Source organism: uncultured Salinisphaera sp. (genome assembly GCF_964012375.1).
Lineage (GTDB): Bacteria > Pseudomonadota > Gammaproteobacteria > Nevskiales > Salinisphaeraceae > Salinisphaera.
In genome coordinates, this window is record NZ_CAXGSH010000021.1 from 24,577 (window position 1) to 42,992 (window position 18,416).

Annotated in this window: 15 protein-coding genes and 1 pseudogene; 11 read left to right on the forward strand and 5 right to left on the reverse strand. The window is 65.7% G+C overall.

The genetic code is table 11. From position 1 onward, the window contains the following. Positions 1–14: 14 nt before the first annotated feature. The 6 genes from ABNU97_RS05650 to ABNU97_RS05675 all read left to right on the forward strand — a co-directional run bounded on the left by ABNU97_RS05650 (position 15) and on the right by ABNU97_RS05675 (position 7,568). Positions 15–425, forward strand: coding sequence for a GFA family protein (locus ABNU97_RS05650; protein ID WP_348765776.1), 411 nt, complete (start codon positions 15–17; stop codon positions 423–425). Between the two features lie 7 nt (positions 426–432). Further along, the gene (locus tag ABNU97_RS05655) at positions 433–1,821 is read left to right on the forward strand and encodes a DUF945 family protein (protein WP_348765777.1); all 1,389 of its coding nucleotides are present in this window, start codon (positions 433–435) and stop codon (positions 1,819–1,821) included. Between the two features lie 165 nt (positions 1,822–1,986). Then, complete coding sequence (gene mnmG / locus ABNU97_RS05660) at positions 1,987–3,900, forward strand: tRNA uridine-5-carboxymethylaminomethyl(34) synthesis enzyme MnmG (protein ID WP_348765778.1); 1,914 nt, start codon at positions 1,987–1,989, stop codon at positions 3,898–3,900. Positions 3,901–4,083: 183 nt separating this feature from the next. Then, positions 4,084–5,688 carry a peptide ABC transporter substrate-binding protein gene (locus ABNU97_RS05665; protein WP_348765779.1) on the forward strand — a complete coding sequence of 535 codons (1,605 nt, stop codon included), beginning with the start codon at positions 4,084–4,086 and terminating at the stop codon, positions 5,686–5,688. Between the two features lie 40 nt (positions 5,689–5,728). Beyond that, positions 5,729–6,643 carry an oligopeptide ABC transporter permease OppB gene (oppB, locus tag ABNU97_RS05670; RefSeq protein ID WP_348765780.1) on the forward strand — a complete coding sequence of 305 codons (915 nt, stop codon included), beginning with the start codon at positions 5,729–5,731 and terminating at the stop codon, positions 6,641–6,643. Positions 6,644–6,680: 37 nt separating this feature from the next. Then, complete coding sequence (locus ABNU97_RS05675; RefSeq protein ID WP_348765781.1) at positions 6,681–7,568, forward strand: ABC transporter permease subunit; 888 nt, start codon at positions 6,681–6,683, stop codon at positions 7,566–7,568. 10 nt (positions 7,569–7,578) lie between these two features. Here the strand turns inward: ABNU97_RS05675 and ABNU97_RS05680 are convergent, their stop codons facing one another. The 4 genes and pseudogenes from ABNU97_RS05680 to ABNU97_RS05695 all read right to left on the reverse strand — a co-directional run bounded on the left by ABNU97_RS05680 (position 7,579) and on the right by ABNU97_RS05695 (position 10,797). Beyond that, a complete protein-coding gene (locus ABNU97_RS05680; RefSeq protein ID WP_348765782.1) occupies positions 7,579–7,923 on the reverse strand; it encodes a cupin domain-containing protein in 345 nt (114 codons plus the stop codon). Continuing rightward, positions 7,920–9,236, reverse strand: coding sequence for a cytosine permease (locus tag ABNU97_RS05685; RefSeq protein WP_348765783.1), 1,317 nt, complete (start codon positions 9,234–9,236; stop codon positions 7,920–7,922). The genes ABNU97_RS05680 and ABNU97_RS05685 overlap by 4 nt, the downstream gene beginning before the upstream one ends. A gap of 49 nt (positions 9,237–9,285) precedes the next feature. After that, positions 9,286–9,981: pseudogene (locus ABNU97_RS05690) on the reverse strand (isochorismatase family cysteine hydrolase). Between the two features lie 111 nt (positions 9,982–10,092). Further along, positions 10,093–10,797, reverse strand: coding sequence for a GntR family transcriptional regulator (locus ABNU97_RS05695; RefSeq protein WP_348765784.1), 705 nt, complete (start codon positions 10,795–10,797; stop codon positions 10,093–10,095). A gap of 345 nt (positions 10,798–11,142) precedes the next feature. Here ABNU97_RS05695 and ABNU97_RS05700 point away from each other — a divergent pair, with 345 nt between their 5' ends. Continuing rightward, a complete protein-coding gene (locus ABNU97_RS05700) occupies positions 11,143–11,934 on the forward strand; it encodes an ATP-binding cassette domain-containing protein (RefSeq protein WP_348765785.1) in 792 nt (263 codons plus the stop codon). Continuing rightward, positions 11,931–13,394, forward strand: a complete 1,464-nt coding sequence (locus tag ABNU97_RS05705) for a phospholipase D-like domain-containing protein (RefSeq protein WP_348765786.1) — start codon at positions 11,931–11,933, stop codon at positions 13,392–13,394. The genes ABNU97_RS05700 and ABNU97_RS05705 overlap by 4 nt, the downstream gene beginning before the upstream one ends. Before the next feature lie 22 nt (positions 13,395–13,416). On the opposite strand, the gene ABNU97_RS05710 is transcribed toward ABNU97_RS05705, so the two are convergent. Further along, the gene (locus ABNU97_RS05710; protein ID WP_348765787.1) at positions 13,417–14,244 is read right to left on the reverse strand and encodes an endonuclease/exonuclease/phosphatase family protein; all 828 of its coding nucleotides are present in this window, start codon (positions 14,242–14,244) and stop codon (positions 13,417–13,419) included. A 56-nt stretch (positions 14,245–14,300) separates the two neighbouring features. Here ABNU97_RS05710 and ABNU97_RS05715 point away from each other — a divergent pair, with 56 nt between their 5' ends. From ABNU97_RS05715 to ABNU97_RS05725, 3 genes are all read left to right on the forward strand, one after another. Continuing rightward, on the forward strand, positions 14,301–15,311 hold the full coding sequence (locus ABNU97_RS05715) for an oligopeptide/dipeptide ABC transporter ATP-binding protein (RefSeq protein WP_348765790.1): 1,011 nt from the start codon (positions 14,301–14,303) through the stop codon (positions 15,309–15,311). A 3-nt stretch (positions 15,312–15,314) separates the two neighbouring features. Then, positions 15,315–16,544: a hypothetical protein gene (locus tag ABNU97_RS05720; RefSeq protein WP_348765788.1), complete on the forward strand. Its 1,230-nt coding sequence runs from the start codon at positions 15,315–15,317 to the stop codon at positions 16,542–16,544. A gap of 57 nt (positions 16,545–16,601) precedes the next feature. Further along, positions 16,602–18,416: alkaline phosphatase D family protein (locus ABNU97_RS05725; protein ID WP_348765789.1), on the forward strand; the 1,815-nt coding region annotated here is incomplete at its 3' end.

An 18,416-nucleotide genomic window follows, 5' to 3' on the forward strand; every position in this document is an offset into this window, starting at 1 on the left:
GACGAGGCGCGATCATGATCGAAGGCGGCTGTCTGTGTGGCGCCGTACGCTATGCGATTACCGGCCCGCTGGCCGATATTCAGGTTTGCCATTGCCATAGCTGCCAGAAGGCCCAGGGCGGCCCGTTTGCGACCAATATCCCGGTCGATCGAAGCTGTTTCGAGTGGCTCGGCGGGCAGGCGCATATACGCAGCCATGAATCTTCGCCGGGCAAGCATCGCCTTTTCTGTGGCTGCTGCGGTTCGCCGCTGATCAGTCGGCGCGACGATGCGCCGCAGACCGTCCGGGTACGCGCCGGTACGCTCGATCGTGCGCCCGCGGTACGTATTGCCGTCCATGCGTTCACGGCCGAGGCCGTGCCGTGGTGGCACAGCGGCGACAAGGCCCCGCGTTTCGCCGGCCCACGTCCGAAGATCCAGCGTTGAAACAGTCATGATCCGCAAGACGCTGCTGCTGGGGCTGTTGACGCTGCTGTGTCTGGCCGTGGCCGCGCCGGCGCTGGTCGGTCTCTATCTGGAGCGCGAGTTCGCCCACGTCGTTGCCCGACTCGAGCGCCCCGGGGTCACCCGGGTCACCCATGCCCGCTTCGAGCGTGGCTGGCTGAGTTCCACCGCCAACGTGCGCATCGAACTCGCGGCGCCCCTTTGTCAGGCGCCGCCCTGTGCCGGAACGACCCTGCGTACCCGGATTCATCACGGTCCGCTGCCCTTCGATGCGCCGCTGGCCCAGGGGGACGGCTTCGAACCCAGCCTCGGGGTGGGCGTCACCGATATCGATCTGGCATCGCTGTGGCCAACCCGCGTATTCGAGCCGGCCCTGGCACCGCTGCGGCTGGTCACGCGGGTGGGATTCGATGCAGTGGCCCGCTCGCGGCTGCGCCTCGACGGGCGCACGCTGGATATTTCGCGCGATCGGCTGCTGGCGCATATCGAAACCGCGCCGATCGAAGCACGCGCACAGATACCGCTGGCCGGTGGGCCGATTACCGTGGAAGCGAATGCGCCCGAGTTCAGCATCGTCGGCGCTGAGGGTGGACAGCTGGCCTGGCATGATCTCGAAGCACGGCTGGATGCCTCGGGCAGCGGCTCGGTACGGGCGCGTTCGCTGAGTCTGGCCGACGGGCTGGGCCAGGCGCTGCTGCTACAGACGCTGGCCTGGCAGTGGCAAAGCCTGCCGGGCGCGTCGGGGCGCGTGAGCGCACGTCTGGACGGGCGGATTGCGCGCGCGGTGCTCGATAACCAGGAATACGGGCCGCTGCAATTCGAAGCCCAGGTCGCCGATCTGGATGTGCATGCCGGGCAGGCGCTTTTTAATCAGGTCGGGCGGCTGCGCGATATCGAAACCGGCGAACTCGACGAGGCCGCCCGGACCGAGCTCTACAGCCAGACGTTGCCTGCCGTGCTGGCAGGCGGCCCGCGTATCGACATACCGCGGCTGCGCCTGACCACGCCGCAGGGCGATGTCCGTCTGAGACTGCGTATTCAGGCACCCGAGCGGATGCGCCGCGCGCGTCTGCTGGCCGATGTGGTATCGCAGCTCGATGTGGATTTCGAAACCCGGGTGCCGGCAGGTCTGGCCCGCGATCTGGCCGTGCAGGTGATGCAGTCCAGCGGGCGTTCGCCGCATACCATCGAACAAGCCGATATCGATCGGGCCCTGGCCGAGCTGGTTCAGCAGCACCTGATCGAAGCGGTCGACGACGGTTCGGCTTATCGACTGCGGCTGACCATAGAGGGCGGCCGGCTCACGCTCAACGGGCGCAACCAGATCGGTTGGAAAGCCATGATCGACCGCTTCGAAGCCGCCCGCGAGCGGCTTTGAGCCGGGGCTTGAGTGCCGGGTGGTTTGGCCGTTGAGCGCGCTCGCCTGACGTCTGTCGGTCGGCGAGTGCCCGGCCGGCATCCGTGCATGAGGCAAATGCAACGACAAACACGTTAAAATAGCCTGTTTTTCAATTCGGCCGCGGCCATGTCGCGGGAGCGCGCAATGAATACGCAGACCGATTTCGACGTCATCGTGGTCGGCGGCGGCCATGCCGGCACGGAAGCGGCTACCGCCGCTGCCCGGATGGGCGCGCGTACGCTGTTGCTGACCGACAATATCGAAACGATCGGCCAGATGTCCTGCAACCCGGCCATCGGCGGAATCGGCAAGGGCCATCTCGTGCGCGAAATCGATGCTCTGGGCGGCGTCATGGCGCGTGCCGCCGATCGCGGCGGTATTCAGTTTCGCACCCTCAACGCCCGCAAGGGCCCGGCCGTGCGGGCCACCCGTGCCCAGGCCGATCGCGCGCTCTACAAGGCGGCCGTGCGTTCCATGGTCGAGAACACGCCCAACCTGGCGCTGTTCCAGCAGTCGGTGGCCGATCTGATCGTCGACGGCGACCGCGTGGCCGGGGTGATGACCACCATGGGTCTGGCCTTTCATGCGCCCACGGTGGTGCTCACGGTCGGTACGTTCCTCGGCGGCACCATTCATATCGGCCACAAGCGCTTCGGCGGCGGTCGCGCGGGGGATGCGCCCTCGAACGCCTTGGCCGAGCGCCTGCGCGCGCTGGATCTGCCGGTGGGCCGTCTCAAGACCGGCACGCCGCCGCGTATCGATGCCAAGAGCATCGACTACTCGCAGCTGGCCGAACAGCCGGGCGACGAGCCGGCGCCGGTGTTTTCGTTCATGGGCAAGCGCGCCGAGCACCCGCGCCAGGTGAGCTGTCATATCACCTACACCAACGAAACCACCCATCGGATCATTGCCGACAATATCGGCGAATCGGCCATGTATTCGGGCCAGATCGACTCGGTCGGCCCGCGCTATTGCCCGTCGATCGAGGACAAGGTGGTGCGCTTTGCCGACAAGGCCTCGCACCAGATTTTCATCGAGCCGGAAGGGCTGACCTCGGCCGAGGTCTATCCCAACGGTATTTCCACCAGCCTGTCGTTCGAAACCCAGCAGAAGGTCGTGCGCTCGATCGCCGGTTTCGAGCATGCGCATATCACACGCCCCGGCTATGCCATCGAATACGATTATTTCGACCCGCGCGCGTTGAATTACACGCTGGAAACCCGCGCCATCGCCGGCCTGTATTTCGCGGGCCAGATCAATGGCACCACCGGCTATGAAGAAGCCGCCGCCCAGGGCCTGCTGGCCGGGCTCAACGCCGCGCGCGCGGTGGCCGGCGAAAGCGCCTGGTGGCCGCGGCGCGACGAAGCCTATCTGGGCGTGCTCGTGGACGATCTGATCACCCGCGGCACGATCGAGCCCTACCGCATGTTCACCTCGCGCGCCGAGCATCGTCTGCTGCTGCGCGAAGACAATGCCGATACGCGCCTGACGCCCGTGGGCCGAGAACTGGGGCTGGTCGACGACGCGCGATGGGCGGCGTTCGAGGCGGCGCGCGACGCGGTGGCTGCCGAGCAGGCACGATTATCGGCGATCGTGGTCAAGCCGGAAGATTTTGGCCCCGATCGCGGCGAACACGTATTGGGCAGCGCGCTCAAGCAGGCCACGTCGGCGGCCGAATTGCTCAAGCGCCCGGGCGTGGATCATGCCGGCGTGGTAGCGATCGACAGCGTGGGCGCGCCGGACCTGTCGCAGCTCAACGCCGAAACGGCACAAGCGGTGGGCGAACAGGTCGAGATCCAGGCCAAGTACGCGGGCTATATCAGTCGCCAAAGCGCGGAGATCGAAAAAACGCGCCAGCACGAGGCCACCACCCTGCCGGCCGATCTGGATTATGGCGCCGTATCCGGACTGTCCAACGAACTGCGTGGCAAGCTCGAGGACGTACGCCCGGCCACCATCGGCCAGGCTTCGCGTATTCCGGGCATGACGCCGGCCGCGATCTCGCTGCTGCTGGTGCATCTGAAAAAGCTCGGCATGAAGCTGGCCAAGACCGCCTGAGCGGCCACGCCTTCGCCCCGCGAACCCGTAAAGACGTAGGGCCGGCACGGGCGCGATAGCGCACCCGTCGATGGCGTGCGTTGCCTTGCGTTGCGCAGGAAACAATCGTGTAACCTAGCGAATCGATCAGCTAAGCGGTTTTGCGGGGCCAAATTGAACAAGCTTCGAGCGTTCGGGTGTGTGTTGTTTGTCGCGCTGTTGATCACGGCCTGCAGCAGCGACGAGTCGGAAAAATTCCCGGTCAAGAGCACGCCGGAAATCCGTGAAGACGGCAGCACGGTCCTGCGTCGCGGCAACGGCGCCGAGCCGGAAAGCCTGGATCCGCATCAAGCCCGCAGCGTGCCCGCGGCCAACGTCCTGCGCGACCTGTATTCGGGGCTGGTGCAGATTTCGCCAAGCGGCGCGATCAAGCCGGCCGATGCCGAATCCTGGGAGGTGGACGACGACGAGCGGGTTTATACCTTCAAGCTGCGCGACGACCTGCGCTGGTCCAACGGCGAGCCGCTGACCGCACAGGACTATGTCTACAGCCTGCGGCGCAGCGTCGACCCGGCCACCGGTTCGCCCTATGCCCAGCTGCATGCGGCTATCGTCAACGCCAAGGCGATCATCGCCGGCGAAAAGCCGCCACAGGCGCTTGGCGTACGCGCCGTGGACGAGCACAGGCTCGAAATCACGCTTACTGCGCCCACGCCGTATTTCCTGGGCACGCTGGCGCATAGCATCAGCTATCCGGTCTATCGGCCGGCCGTTGAAGAGTACGGCGCGGCATTCAGCCAGCCGGGCAACGCGGTCACCAACGGTGCCTACCGCATGGAAAGCTGGCGCGTGAACTCGATGATCGCGCTCGAGCGCAACCCCGAATACTGGGACGATGCCAATACCTCGATCGGTCGCGTCGAGTTCTATCCGATCACCAATCAGAACTCGGCGCTGTCGCGCTATCAGGCCGGCGAACTGGACTGGGCCACCACCGTGCCGATCTCGCGGCTGGAGACGATCAAGAAACATATTCCGGCCCAGCTGCACGCCGAGCCGACGCTGGGCGTCTACTACTACGGCCTGAACGTCAAACGCCCGCCGTTCAAGGATGCCCCCGAGCTGCGCCAGGCGCTGTCGATGGCGATCGACCGGCGCACCATCGTCGACAAGATCACCCGCGGCGACGAAATCCCGGCCCACGGCTGGATTCCGCCGGTGGTGGAAGGCTATGCCGGCGCCCAGTTCGACTGGGCCAAGCTCTCAACCGCCCAGCGTGAAGCCAAGGCACAGGAACTCTACAAAAAGGCGGGTTATTCGCAGGACAAGCCGCTCAAGGTGGAGATTCGCTACAACAGCGGTGAAGGCAACAAGAAGATCGCCTCGGTCATTGCCGCGATGTGGCGCAGCGTGCTCGGCGCCGAGGTGTCGCTGCGCAACGAGGAATGGAAGGTCTTTCTCGACAGCGTGCGCCAGGGCACCGACACCGAGGCCTATCGGCTGGCCTGGATCGGCGACTACAACGACCCGAATACCTTCTTCGAGTTGATGAATTCGAAGTTCGGGCTCAACGGCACCGGCTATGCCAGCGCCGAATATGACCGCTTGCAGGAAAAACAGGCACATATGCCCGACGAGCCCGAGCGCATGAAGGTCATGAAGAAAGCCGAGGCCGTACTGCTGGCCGACAGCCCGATCATTCCGATCTATTTCTATGTCAGCAAGTATCTGATCAAGGACTACGTGAAGGGCTTCGAAGGCAACCCGCTGGATTCCTACTACAGCAAGGATCTGTCGATCGAACCGTGAACAGGTCGATACGAATCTCGCGAACTAGGCGCGCCAGATCATGTTGAGCTATGCGCTACGCCGCCTGCTCGGGGCGATTCCCACCCTGTTCATCCTGCTGACGCTGGCGTTCGTGATGATGCGCGCGGCACCCGGCGGGCCGTTCGACGCCGATCGCGAGCTGCCGCCCCAGGTACGGGCCAACCTCGAAGCCAAATACCACCTCGACGAGCCGCTCTACCAGCAGTACGGACGCTATATCTGGGATATCGCCCATTTCGATTTCGGGCCCTCCTTCCAGTATCGCGATACCAGCGTCAACGACCTGATTGCCTCGGGTTTTCCGGTTTCGCTCAAGCTCGGCGCCGCCTCATTGGCGTTCGCGCTGATTTTCGGCATACCGCTGGGCATGCTGGCGGCCCTGCGCCAGAATCGGCCGGCCGACTACGGCGCCATGGCGATCGCCATGCTGGGCATCTCGATTCCCAATTTCGTGCTCGCGCCGCTGATGATTCTGGTGCTCGCCGTCTACAACGACTGGCTGCCGGCCGGCGGCCTGGGCGGCTGGCAGAACTATGTCATGCCCGTACTCGCGCTGGGCACCGCGATGATGGCCTATGTCGCCCGCCTGGCCCGGGGCTCGACCATCGAAGTCATGCGTTCGAACTATATACGTACCGCCCGTGCCAAGGGCCTGTCGGCCACGCGCGTGGTGTGGGTGCATGCGCTGCCTGCAGCCCTCACGCCGATCGTGTCGTTTCTCGGCCCGGCCGCGGCCGGCATCATCACCGGCTCGGTGGTCATCGAGACGATCTTCGGCATTCCGGGCCTGGGCCAGTTCTTTGTCCAGGGCGCGCTCAACCGCGATTACACGCTGGTGATGGGCGTGGTGCTGTTCTACGGCATCCTGATCGTGGCCTTCAATCTGGCCGTGGACCTGCTCTACGGCTGGCTCGACCCGCGGGTGAGCTACTGATGGGGCGGGCAATGCCTTCAATCGAGCCGTGTCGCCCATGATGTTCGGGCGCCGCAAGAAAATGGAGCAGGCGGTACGCGGACGCAGCCTGTTTTCGGATGCGCTGCGCCGGCTGCGCTCGAACAAGGCCGCGCTGGCCTCGATCGGCGTGCTCGGCTTCATCGTGGTCGCGGTGGTGGTGGGGCCGTGGCTGTCGCCGCACAACTACTTCGCCCAGGACTACGGCGCGATCTGGGTCGCCCCGACCAGCGTTGATGCCCACTGGTTCGGCACTGACGGGCTGGGGCGGGATCTGTTCGTACGCGCGCTCGAAGGCGGGCGTATTTCGTTGATGATCGGCTTCGTGGCCACGCTCGTGAGCCTGATCATCGGCGTGGCCTACGGCGCCACGGCCGGCTATGCCGGCGGGCGCGTGGACGGGGTGATGATGCGCATCGTGGATATTCTCTATGCGATGCCGTTTCTGTTCTTCGTGATCCTGCTGATGGTGTTCTTCGGCCGCAATATCCTGCTGATCTTCGTGGCCATCGGTGCGATCAACTGGCTGGACATGGCCCGTATCGTGCGCGGGCAAACGCTCGCGCTCAAACAACAGCCGTTCATCGAAGCCGCGCGTATGTCCGGCGCGCCGGCGGTGTCGATCATCGCCCGCCATATCGTGCCCAACCTGCTCGGCGTGGTGGCGGTGTATATCACCCTCACCATCCCGCAGGTGATTCTGTTCGAATCGTTTCTGAGCTTTCTCGGCCTGGGCGTGGCCGAACCGGCCACGTCCTGGGGCGCGCTCATCAAGGACGGCGCCGACGAAATGAATCGTGCCCCCTGGCTTTTGATCGTGCCGGCCGTGTTTCTCGCCGCCACGCTGTTCTGCTTCAACTTCATCGGCGACGGCCTGCGCGACGCGCTGGACCCCAAAGACCGCTAGCGCCCGCCCATCATTCGAAGGCGACGGGCGCGAACCACTGGATGAGCACTCGACAGCCCTCGGGGCTGGCCACGCTGTGAGCGCTGCCAGCCGGGTTGTAAACATAGCTGCCGGCCGTATAGCGTCCGTTCTCGTCCTGTTGGCTGCCCTGGAGCACGTAAATATGCTCGTCGCCGGTATGGCGATGCCACGGCACCCATGCGCCTGGCAGATAGTCGAGCAGGGCCATCCGCGGGGTCTGTTCGTAGCCGGGTTGTAGTACGAATATCTGAACGCCCTCGCGCAAGGCGGCCCAGCCGGGACCGTCGCGTGGTCCGGCATCGGGGATGGCAAGGGTTTGCGGCGATTGGTTCATGGCCGGCGCACCTCGGCACGCGACGCGGCTCGGTTCGAGTGTGTGGCCGCGTCCGTGCCGTGGCCGATGCCGAACCGATCCGCGAGCCAGAAGCCTGCGCCGCCGCCGAGCATTGCGGTTACCGCCACCGACATCTGGGCAATAAAGGTGTCGACGAATGCGGCCAGTACCACCGCGACTGCCCAGCCGGTCAGCGCGGCTGCCGGGTTGGCTTCGCCGGTGACACCCTTGAGCGCGAAGTGCGCGATCATCACCCCGCCAATCCCGGGTACGACGACACCGAGCAGGCTCAGCCAGCCGATGAGCATGTCCCAGACGCCGGCACTAGCAGCGAGCGTGCCGATCACGCCGAACACGATCGCCATGGTGGCGAAACGTTGTGAAACCACCTGACTCCAGCCGGTCGCGGCGTTGTAGAGACAGTGCATGCATACCGAGGCACAGTTGATCACGAAAAACAGGGCCGCGATGGGCGTCAGCCAGGGCGCATAGCCGGCCACCACGGCAGCGAAGTTGCCGTCCTGTGCGGTGCCGGCCGCGGTGACCACCGCGCCCAGCATCATCGACAGGCCGTTGGCCAGCGGAAAGGCGCTCGCCGTGGCGATCAGTGCATGTGTCGGACGTTTCGCCCAGCGGGTGAAATCGGCGGTGAGCGTGCCCGAATCGATGAAGAGCGAGATGACCATGGTCACACCGATACCGATAGTGATCGCACTGGCATCGGGGCTGCCGGCATAGCGTCCGATCTGCTGCCAGGAATGGTCGGACAGCGTGATCGCAAGCGCCGCGATCGCCATGACGATGAAAAATGGCACGGAAAGCGCCCCCACGACGGTCAGCGCGCGCACCCCCAGCATGGTCATGCCGGTGAACAGCGCGCCCGCGAACAGGCTGACCACCAGCGCCGGCCAGCCGAGCATGTCCTCCAGGCCGGCCCCGGCCAGGCCGGTCTGGACCGCGAACCAGCCGACCACCAGGGTGGACAGAAACGCGGAGACAACTTGTGCGGCCCGCGGGCCGAACACGTCCCGCGACAACAGCGGAAACGAACGGCCGGTTCGGGCGGCGGTGACGCTTTGGGCGCCGACATAGGCGAACATGACGAGGTTGCCGGCCACGATCGCCAGCAGGGCGAGCTCAAAGCCCAGGGCCCGGGTCAGTTCGCTGCCGAGAAAACCGCCGGTCACGACCAGCGGAAAGCCGATCCAGACCAGCGTGACCGATAGCAGCGAATGCCGATGCGTCGACGGCACCGGCTCGTTTTCGAACTCGTGGGTGGATGCGGGCTGGGTATTGTGTGCGGTATCGCTCATGAGCGGCTCTTGTCGATGATGTGCGTGGACCGATTGCCTCGGTTGGCGATCAGGCGGATTCGAGCCCGGCCAGCAGGGCCGAGGAGGGCGCGGTCGCGCCGAAGATGCCGCCCTGCATGCTGATCATCGATATCGCCGCATCCCGGTGGCGGATCTCGGTGGCGCCGGTACAGTCGGTGAGCATCAGGCACTCGAAGCCGCGGTCGTTGGCTTCCCGCATCGTGGTGTGAACACAGACATCGGTGGTGATGCCGCCGATGATCAAATGGCTGCGCCCGCAGGTATGCAGGACGTGCTCCAGATCGGTGGCATAGAACGAGCCCTTGCCCGGCTTGTCGATGACGATCTCGCCGTCGGCCGGCGCCAGCTCGGGGATGATTTCCCAGCCCGGCTCGCCGCGCGTGAGCACGCGTCCGCAGGGGCCGGGCTCGCCGATCGTCGCGCCGATCTGTTCGCTGCGCCAGCGTTTGTTGGCGGGCAGATCGACCTACTCCGGGCGGTGACCCTCACGCGTATGAATGACCATGATTTCCGGGTGCTGGCGCACGGCCGCCAGCACGTTCTGTAGCGGTTCGACCGCGGCCCGGGTCAGCGACAGGTCGTAACCCATGCGATCGACATAGCCGCCACGCCCGCAGAAATCGGTTTGCATGTCGATCACGATCACCGCCAGTTTCGATAGCTCGACCTCGGTATCGAACGGCCAGCGGTAAGGGTCGGCGGGCAGGGAAAGCGTCTTGCTCATGGTTGATGCCTCAAATGAAACGGTCGATAGGATTTACAAAGGGGTCATGGGGTACCGCCGCCGTGGGGCGCAGCGGTACGCAGTGCGCTTCGGATCGCAGCGCGCAGGCGTTCATGGCGTGGACTCGCTGCGCGATTCGACATAGCAGTGCGCGCTGCGCGCGACCGAAAGCACGTGTGCGCGCGCGGCCTCGGCTGCGGCCGCGCCATCGCCGGCCAGCACGGCGGCGACGATGGCGGCGTGTTCGTCGAAGGAATGCAGGGTGCGGCGTTCGATCGCGAACTGGGTGTGACGGAATGGCTGCAGGCGAGCACGGGTCGCCCGCGTGAGTTCGATCAGGTGATCGCTGCGCGAACCGTCGTAGAGCGCGCTGTGAAAGCGGTCGTTGAACGCGCTGTACTCGGCCTGACGATGCGCTGCGAGCAGCCCGCGCGAAGACTCGTGCAATGCCTGCAGCGCACGTCGTTCGGCCAGCGGCATGCGCCAGGCACAAAAGCGCGCGCAGGCCGCTTCGAGTTCGGCCATGGCTTCGAACATGGCAAACAGCGTGGGTGCGTCGATCGAGGCGGTCACCACGCCGCGATTGGGACGGCGCTCGACCAGCCCCATGGCGAACAGATGGCCGAACGCCTCGCGTACCGGCGTGCGCGATACCGAAAAGCGCGCGGCGATGCCCGCCGCGGTCAGCCGGGTACCCGGCGGCCAGCGCCCGGCCACGATCTCTTCCGACAGGCGCGTAACCATGTCGTCGACGCTCGTGCCTTCGCGTGCGAGCGCCCCACGGGGCTGCGGATACGATTCGTTGCCGGGCGCCATCCTTGAAAGGGCTGTCATGAAGAGGACGAGCCACTGCATGCAGTTTCGGTGCCAACCCGCAAAACAACCGCCAGGCGGCTGAATCGGCCCTCGCCGGCCTTTATTTTGAAAGGCCTTGCGCGTTAAAGGTGCAGCCGCCGACTCGGGAAAGTGCATGCAATCCGGGCAAACGGATCTGTGCCGCGGCCGCGCATCAGGCTGCACGGCATCGGTTTTTCGGGCCCGGTCGATGCGTCGAGCGCCTACGGCGCGCGGCCGCGCGCTGTTTGCTACGTGCGCTGGCCGCCCGTGATACGGCGCTTGTCATACACTGGGCGCATGCTGCTCGACGTTCGCGATCTGAAAGTGAGTTTTGACACGCCCGATGGCGTGGTGGAGGCCGTGCGCGGTTTCGATCTACAGCTGGCCGCCGGCGAATCGGTGGGCATCGTGGGCGAATCCGGCTCGGGCAAGAGTCAGAGCGTGCTGGCGCTGATGGGCCTGTTGGCAGACAACGCGCGGGTCACTGGTAGCGCGACCCTGCAAACCGACAGCGGGGGGCTGGAGTTGATCGGCGCGAAGCGACGCGCGCTCGAGCGTATTCGCGGTGCGCGTATCGCCATGATCTTTCAGGATCCGATGACCACGCTCAATCCGCATCTGCGTATCGCCACCCAGATCAAGGAAGTGATCTGCCGCCATCGCGGGCTGCGCGGCGGGGCCGCGACCCAGGCGGCGATCGAGATGCTCGAAGCGGTCAAGATTCCGGATGCGCCCCGGCGAATCCGCTATTACCCGCACCAGTTCTCGGGCGGCATGCGTCAGCGCGTGATGATTGCCATGGCGCTGGCCTGCGAGCCGGATATCCTGATTGCCGACGAGCCCACGACCGCCCTGGATGTCACCGTGCAGGCCGATATCCTCGATCTCATGGCCGAGCTACGCCAGCGTACGAATGTGGCCTTGCTTCTGATCACCCACGATCTGGGCGTGGTGGCCGGCCAGTGCGAACGGCTGCTGGTGATGCGCGCCGGCGAAGTGGTCGAACGTGGCGCGATCGACACGATCTTTGCGTCGCCCGCCCACCAGTACACCCGCGATCTGCTGGCTGCCGTGCCCAAGCTGGAAACACCGCATTTCGCGCGTGTGTCTTCATGACCCTGCCGGATTATCTGACCGACCCGCAGCTGATTGCGCTGATCAAATTCTGGGGCGCGGTCGTGCTGTTGACCGGCAGCGCGATCGCGGCCAGCGTGCACGCGCTGCTCACCCGGGAAACACCGAGCAGCGCATTCGGCTGGATCGGCGTGTCGGTTCTGTTTCCGCCGGTGGGCCCGCTGTTGTATTACATGTTCGGCGTCAACCGCGTGCGCATCCGTGCACGGCGCCTGGATCGTCAGTCCCGCCATGGTTTGGGCGCACACCAGCCGGGGGCCAACGCTGAACTGCGCGATTACAGCGCCATACTCGACCGCCGGCGGCTTGGCCTGGCCGCTGCCGGCGATCGGCTCTCGGCCTGGCCGGTCGTGGCCGACAACGGCGTGGACGTGCTCTACGACGGCGAACAGGCCTACCCGCCCATGCTGGAGGCGATCGAGAAGGCACGCCGCTTCGTCTATCTGAACACCTATATCTTCGAAACCAACCGTACCGGCAAACGCTTTATCGCGGCGCTGGCCCGCGCGGCCGCACGCGGCGTGGACGTGCGCGTGCTCATCGACGGTGTCGGCGAATACTATGCCTGGCCGGGCTGGCGGGCGGTCCGTTTGCTGCACAAGCAGGGCGTCAAGGCCGCGCGCTTTCTGCCGCCGCGGCTGATTCCGCCCTCGCTGCAGATCAATCTGCGCAACCATCGCAAGATTCTTGTGACCGATGCGGGGGTGGCGTTCACCGGCGGCATGAATATCGGTGACCGGCATCTGGTGGAAACCGGCAACGGCGTGGCCGACATGCATTTTCGTTTTGCCGGGCCAGTGGTGCGCCAGATCGAGGCGGTCTTCCTGTCCGACTGGGCGTTTGCCACCGGACGCCAGACCGGCGTATCGCGAGGCGAGATCGCGCCGGCCGGCAACGCGGCCTGTCGCAGTATCGAAAACGGGCCCACCCGCGATACCGAGCGCCTGACCACGCTCATCCAGACCGCGATTGCCAGTGCCCGGCGCAGCGTATTGATCATGACGCCGTATTTTCTGCCGGGCCCGGCGCTTGTCGGGGCGCTGCAGTCGGCGGCGCTGCGGGGTCTGGAGGTCAAGATCGTGCTGCCGGCCAAGAACAACCTGCCGTTCGTGCACTGGGCATCGCGGCATGCGCTGGGTGAATTGATGATGCGTGGCGTACAGATCTATTACCGGCCGCCGCCGTTCGCCCATACCAAGCTACTGGTGCTCGACGAAGACTACGCGTTGGTGGGCTCGCCCAATCTCGATCCCCGCAGCCTGCGCCTGAATTTCGAGCTGGCGGTTGAGATCTTCGATCCGACGGGCGTGGGCGGGCTGGCCACGCATATTCGCGACACCATCGCCCAAAGCCGGGCCTATTCACTCGCGGAGCTGCATCGCCGGCGTTGGCCCACGCGCCTGCGCGATTCGTTCTTCTGGCTGTTTTCGTCTTACTTCTAGTCGGCTGGGCCGGCCGGCGCCATCAGGCCAAGGCGTGGCTGGCAGCGAGCGTGCCGGCCAGCGGGCCCGGCAGCGCAATACGCATATGCACCGGCAGGTGATCGGACAGAACGGTATCGATCACCCGGGCCTCGTCGATCGCAAGACTCGGCGAGGTGAGGATATGGTCGATTCCGCGGCGCGGCCGCCAGCTCGGAAAGGTGGGCAGCGGCCGGTCGTAGACGCGCAGGCCGCTGGCGGCAAGCGCCGGGTCGGCGATCAATGCCGCAGCGGTGCAGTTGGTATCGCCCATGATCACCACGTGCCGGTCGCGGGCGACCAGATCGCAGATCGCGGCCAGCTGACGGGCGCGACTGCCTGCGCCCAGCGCCAGGTGCGTGATCACGACAGTGAGGGGTTCGTCCGGGGTGCCAAAGCGGGCGATCAGCGCGCCGCGCCCGGGCAGGCGTCCCGGCAGCTTGTGCTCGCTCACGGCAAACGGCGTATAGCGGCTGATCAGCCCGAGTCCGTGCTGGGCTACGCGGCCCAGATTGCGGTTGACCTGAACGCGCCAGTATTCGAAGCCGGCGGCCTCGGCCAGCTGTTCGATCTGGTTGCGATACTGGCTGCGCCGGCTGCCGGCATCGATTTCCTGCAGGCCGATGATGTCGTGACCCACCAGCAGCTCGCCGATCCGATCGAGGTTGTCGCGTACCTGCTGGCTGGGCAGCACATGACGCCAGCCGCGGGTAACGTACTCGCGATAGCGTTTCGTGCCGACGCCGACCTGCATGTTGAAGCTCAACAACGACAGGCTCGGCCCCGCTTGGCTGGGGCGCGTCAGAGCGCCGGGTGCAGTGGGCGAATTCACCGGGTCAGCGTACCATCGTTATCGGGTTTGCGATGCGTTACGAGAACGGCTGGTCGATGAGCGAAGCGCTACTGCGGGTAGACGATCTGAAAGTGCATTTTCCGCTGGGCGGCGGCTGGTTCGGCGGCGCGGCGAGCCCGCTCAAGGCCGTGGACGGCGTCAGCCTTGAGCTGACGCCCGGCCGCACGCTCGGCCTGGTGGGCGAATCCGGCTGCGGCAAGTCGACGCTGGCGCGTGCGTTGACCGGCATGGTGCCCGTGACATCGGGCGATATTGTTTTCGAAGACAACACGATACGCCACGATCGGGCAGCCAGCTGGAACGCGCTGCGCCGCGATGTGCAGATGATTTTCCAGGATCCGCTGGCCAGTCTCGACCCGCGCATGACGGTAGGCCAGATCGTGGCCGAGCCGTTGCGCCATCTGCGCCCCGAGCTGAGTCGCGCCGATCGCACGCGCCGCGTGGCGGCGATGATCGAACGGGTCGGGCTGTCGCAGTCCCAGATCAATCGCTACCCGCACGAATTCTCGGGCGGGCAGTGTCAGCGCATCGGCATCGCCCGTGCGCTGGTGGTGGAACCGAAGGTGTTGATCTGCGACGAGCCGGTATCGGCGCTGGATGTCTCGATCCAGGCGAAAATCGTCGAACTGTTGCAACAGCTCCAGGCCGAGTTCGGTATCGCCCTGCTGTTCATCGCCCACGACCTCGCGGTGGTACGCCAGATCAGCGACGAGGTGATGGTGATGTACCTCGGCCGGGTCATGGAGCGCGCGCCCTCGGACGTGCTGTTCGATACGCCGGCCCATCCCTATACGCGGGCGCTGCTGTCGGCGGTGCCCCGCCCGGACCCGACCATCGAGCGCAGTCGACGCCGTATCGCCCTGCCGGGCGAACTGCCATCGCCGGCCAACCCGCCGTCGGGCTGCGTGTTTCGTACCCGCTGCCCCTGGGCCCAGGCAGACTGCGCGGCACAGACGCCGGCCCTGCGGGCATTCGGCGAGCAGACCCGGGTGGCCTGTCTGCATGCCGAGACCGTGGTCAAGGACCGTCTCGCCACCGCGGGTTGAACGATGAGCTACGAGCGCCTGTTCAATCGTCTCGGCGTGCTGGCGCTGTTTCTGGCGCTGGTCGTCGTTGCCGGCGTCGCCGGCTGGCATGCTCTGCTCCATACCTATGCCGGCGCATGGACCCATCAGCCCGAGGACGCCGACTGGCTGCTGCCGGCGGCGTCGCGCCAACTCATCGCCGACAGTCTGGGCGATCTCGACGGCGCGATAGTCGACCATCGCATCACGCTTTTATCGAGTGCCCGGATCGGGCGTCAGCTCGAAGCCGAGCCGAACCAGCCGAGGGTGAACGTGGCTCCGCCCACCACGCCGCGGGCGTGGCTCGACTGGCAGTTTGTGCGGCATGCCGCGGGCGTCGACGACGAGCTGCAGGTGTTCGATGTATATGCCTCGCGGCTGCTGCGCCAGATTAAGGCCATGCCAGCGGCTTATCGCGCCGACGTGTTCGCCCGGGATGCCGTCTATAGCTCGGACGGTAAGCTGGACGAAAAAGCCACGACCGAATTCGTCGCCAATGCCGACGTGGTGGAGCTGGCAGCGCGCAGCGATGGCCGGCTGACCCCGGTGATTTCGGTCCATCCCGCGCGTGCCGACGCGCTTGCCGTGATTGAACGCTGGGCCGATGCCGGCGTGCGCGACGTGGCCTGGTGGCCGATCGCCCAGCGGATCGATCTCGCCGGCGCGTCGGCCCGGGCCGCCTATGCGGTGATGGCCGAGCACGACATGCGTTTGCATACGCGTGTGGGCGGCGGGCGCAAGACGGACAGGCTGCAAGGCGCCGTTAATCCCGACGCCTTGCGGGCCGCGCTCGATGCCGGGGTGCGTATAACCGTGTCGATCGGCGATGTGGCCGGCGACGGCGGTGATGTCATGCAGGCGCTGTTCACGCTGCTGCGGGTGCCTGCCTATCGCGAGAGGCTGACCATTTCGCTCGACGGCGTGTTGTCGGGCAAGCGTGCCGAAACCGTGCTCATTCCGTTGCTCCAGCATCCGCAGTTCTTCGACCGCCTCACCTATGCCAGCGGCTACCCGCGCTCGGCGCTGGCCGGCGCGGTCGATCTGGGGCGTCTGGCCGACCGCGGTTTTATCGACCGGGCCTCGATCGCGCCACTGCGGGCCATCTACGACGTCAACCCTCTGCTGTTCGTCTACGTGACGCTGCGCCAGATCCACCTGCCGACCACGGGGCTGGCCCTGCCGGCAGCCGTGTTCGAGCGCCGGGACGGGTCATGAAGACTTCATAGGCCCGCTTCAGGCTGAAGCCATCCAATCTTCAGCAGGAGCTATGCCGTGGGTCAGCCGAAGCACAATCATCGCAGCGCGCTTGCGCCGCAGACGCGTCGTTCTTTTCTACGTCGGGCCGGTTTTGCCGGCGGGGCGGCCCTGTCCGTGGTGGGGCTGGGCGGCTGTAGCGACGATGGCGGCAGTGCCGTACGCGTGTCGCGGGCGCCGGGCAGCAGCGCCGAGACGTTTGCCCACGGCGTAGCCAGCGGCGATCCGCTGGCTGATCGGGTCATGCTCTGGAGCCGGGTCACCCCGTCGAGCGAGGGCGACGTCAGCGTCAACTGGATGCTGTCCGAATCCCCGGACATGGCCAACGTACTGCGCAGTGGTACCGTCGTTACCGACGCGACGCGGGATTACACGGTCAAGGCCGATGTGACCGGCCTGGCGGCCGGCACCACCTATTACTACCAGTTCGAAACCGCCGGCGAGCGTTCCCCGATGGGCCGTACCCGCACGCTGCCGCAGGCCGGGGTGCAACGGCTGCGCATGGCGGTGCTGTCCTGCTCGAACTATCCCTTCGGTTTCTTCAACGTTTATGGCCGGGTGGCTGAACGCGCCGATCTGGACCTGGTGTTGCATCTGGGCGACTACCTCTACGAATACCCGGGCCGGGGTGTCTCCGAGGCAGAAAATCCGGACGAATACGGTGACGGCCGCCCGCTCGGACGTGCCCCGGAACCGCCCTACGAGATCGTCAGCCTCGACGACTATCGCACGCGCCATGCCTGTTACAAGACCGATGTCGACCTGCAGGAGCTGCATCGCCAGCATCCCATGATCGCGGTCTGGGACGACCACGAATCGACCAACAACAGCTGGCGCGACGGCGCCCAGAACCACGACCCCGACCGCGGCGAAGGCCCGTGGAGCGCGCGCGAGGCCGCCTCGATCCAGGCCTACTACGAATGGCTGCCCATCCGCGAAACCGATCCGGATAACCCGGAGCGTATTTACCGCGGCTTCGAGATCGGCGATCTGGTGTCGCTGTCCATGCTCGATACCCGCCTGATCGGCCGCGACGAGCAGCTGGCAGGCAACGCAGAGAACGGATTCACCGATACGGGCGATTACGCCAACGACGAGCGAACCCTGATGGACGATGCCCAGCGCCAATGGCTGGCGCAGCGCCTGCAACAGACCCAGGCGCGCTGGAAGCTGCTCGGCCAGCAGGTGATGTTCGGCCAGCTCAAGCGCCAGGGCGCACCCAATTCCAGCAATACCGCCAACCCCGGCGGCCAGGGCGGCGTATTCATCAATTCGGATCAGTGGGATGGCTATCCGCGGGCGCGGGAGCAGGTATGGGATATCATCCGCGGCGGCCAGGCCGCCCCGAATCTGGCCATCGATAACGTGGTCGTACTCACGGGCGATATCCATAGCTCCTGGGCGCTGGATATCACCGAAGACCCGAACGACGCCACGGCCTATGATCCGGAAACCGGCATGGGGTCGATGGGCGTGGAGTTTGTGACGACATCCGTCACCTCGCCAGGGAGGGACAGCAACGACACCCGCCCTGTGCTCTTGAGCCAGAACCCGCATATGAAATATGTCGAGTTGACCCAACGCGGCTATCTGCTGCTGGATATCACGCGCGAGCGCATGCAGGCCGAATGGTGGTACGTCGACGATATCGAAAGCCGCAACGATCAGCAGCGCTTTGCCAGCGCCTGGCAGGTGCGCGCCGGCGAAAACCACGTGGTTGCGGCGGACGCTCAGAGCCAGCCGATCGCCGATGCGCCGGCATTGGCCCCGTCCGCTCGGGAAGCTCTGCACAACCTGTCGCGGTCGCGCCGGCGTGCTTTGCGCGCGATTGAC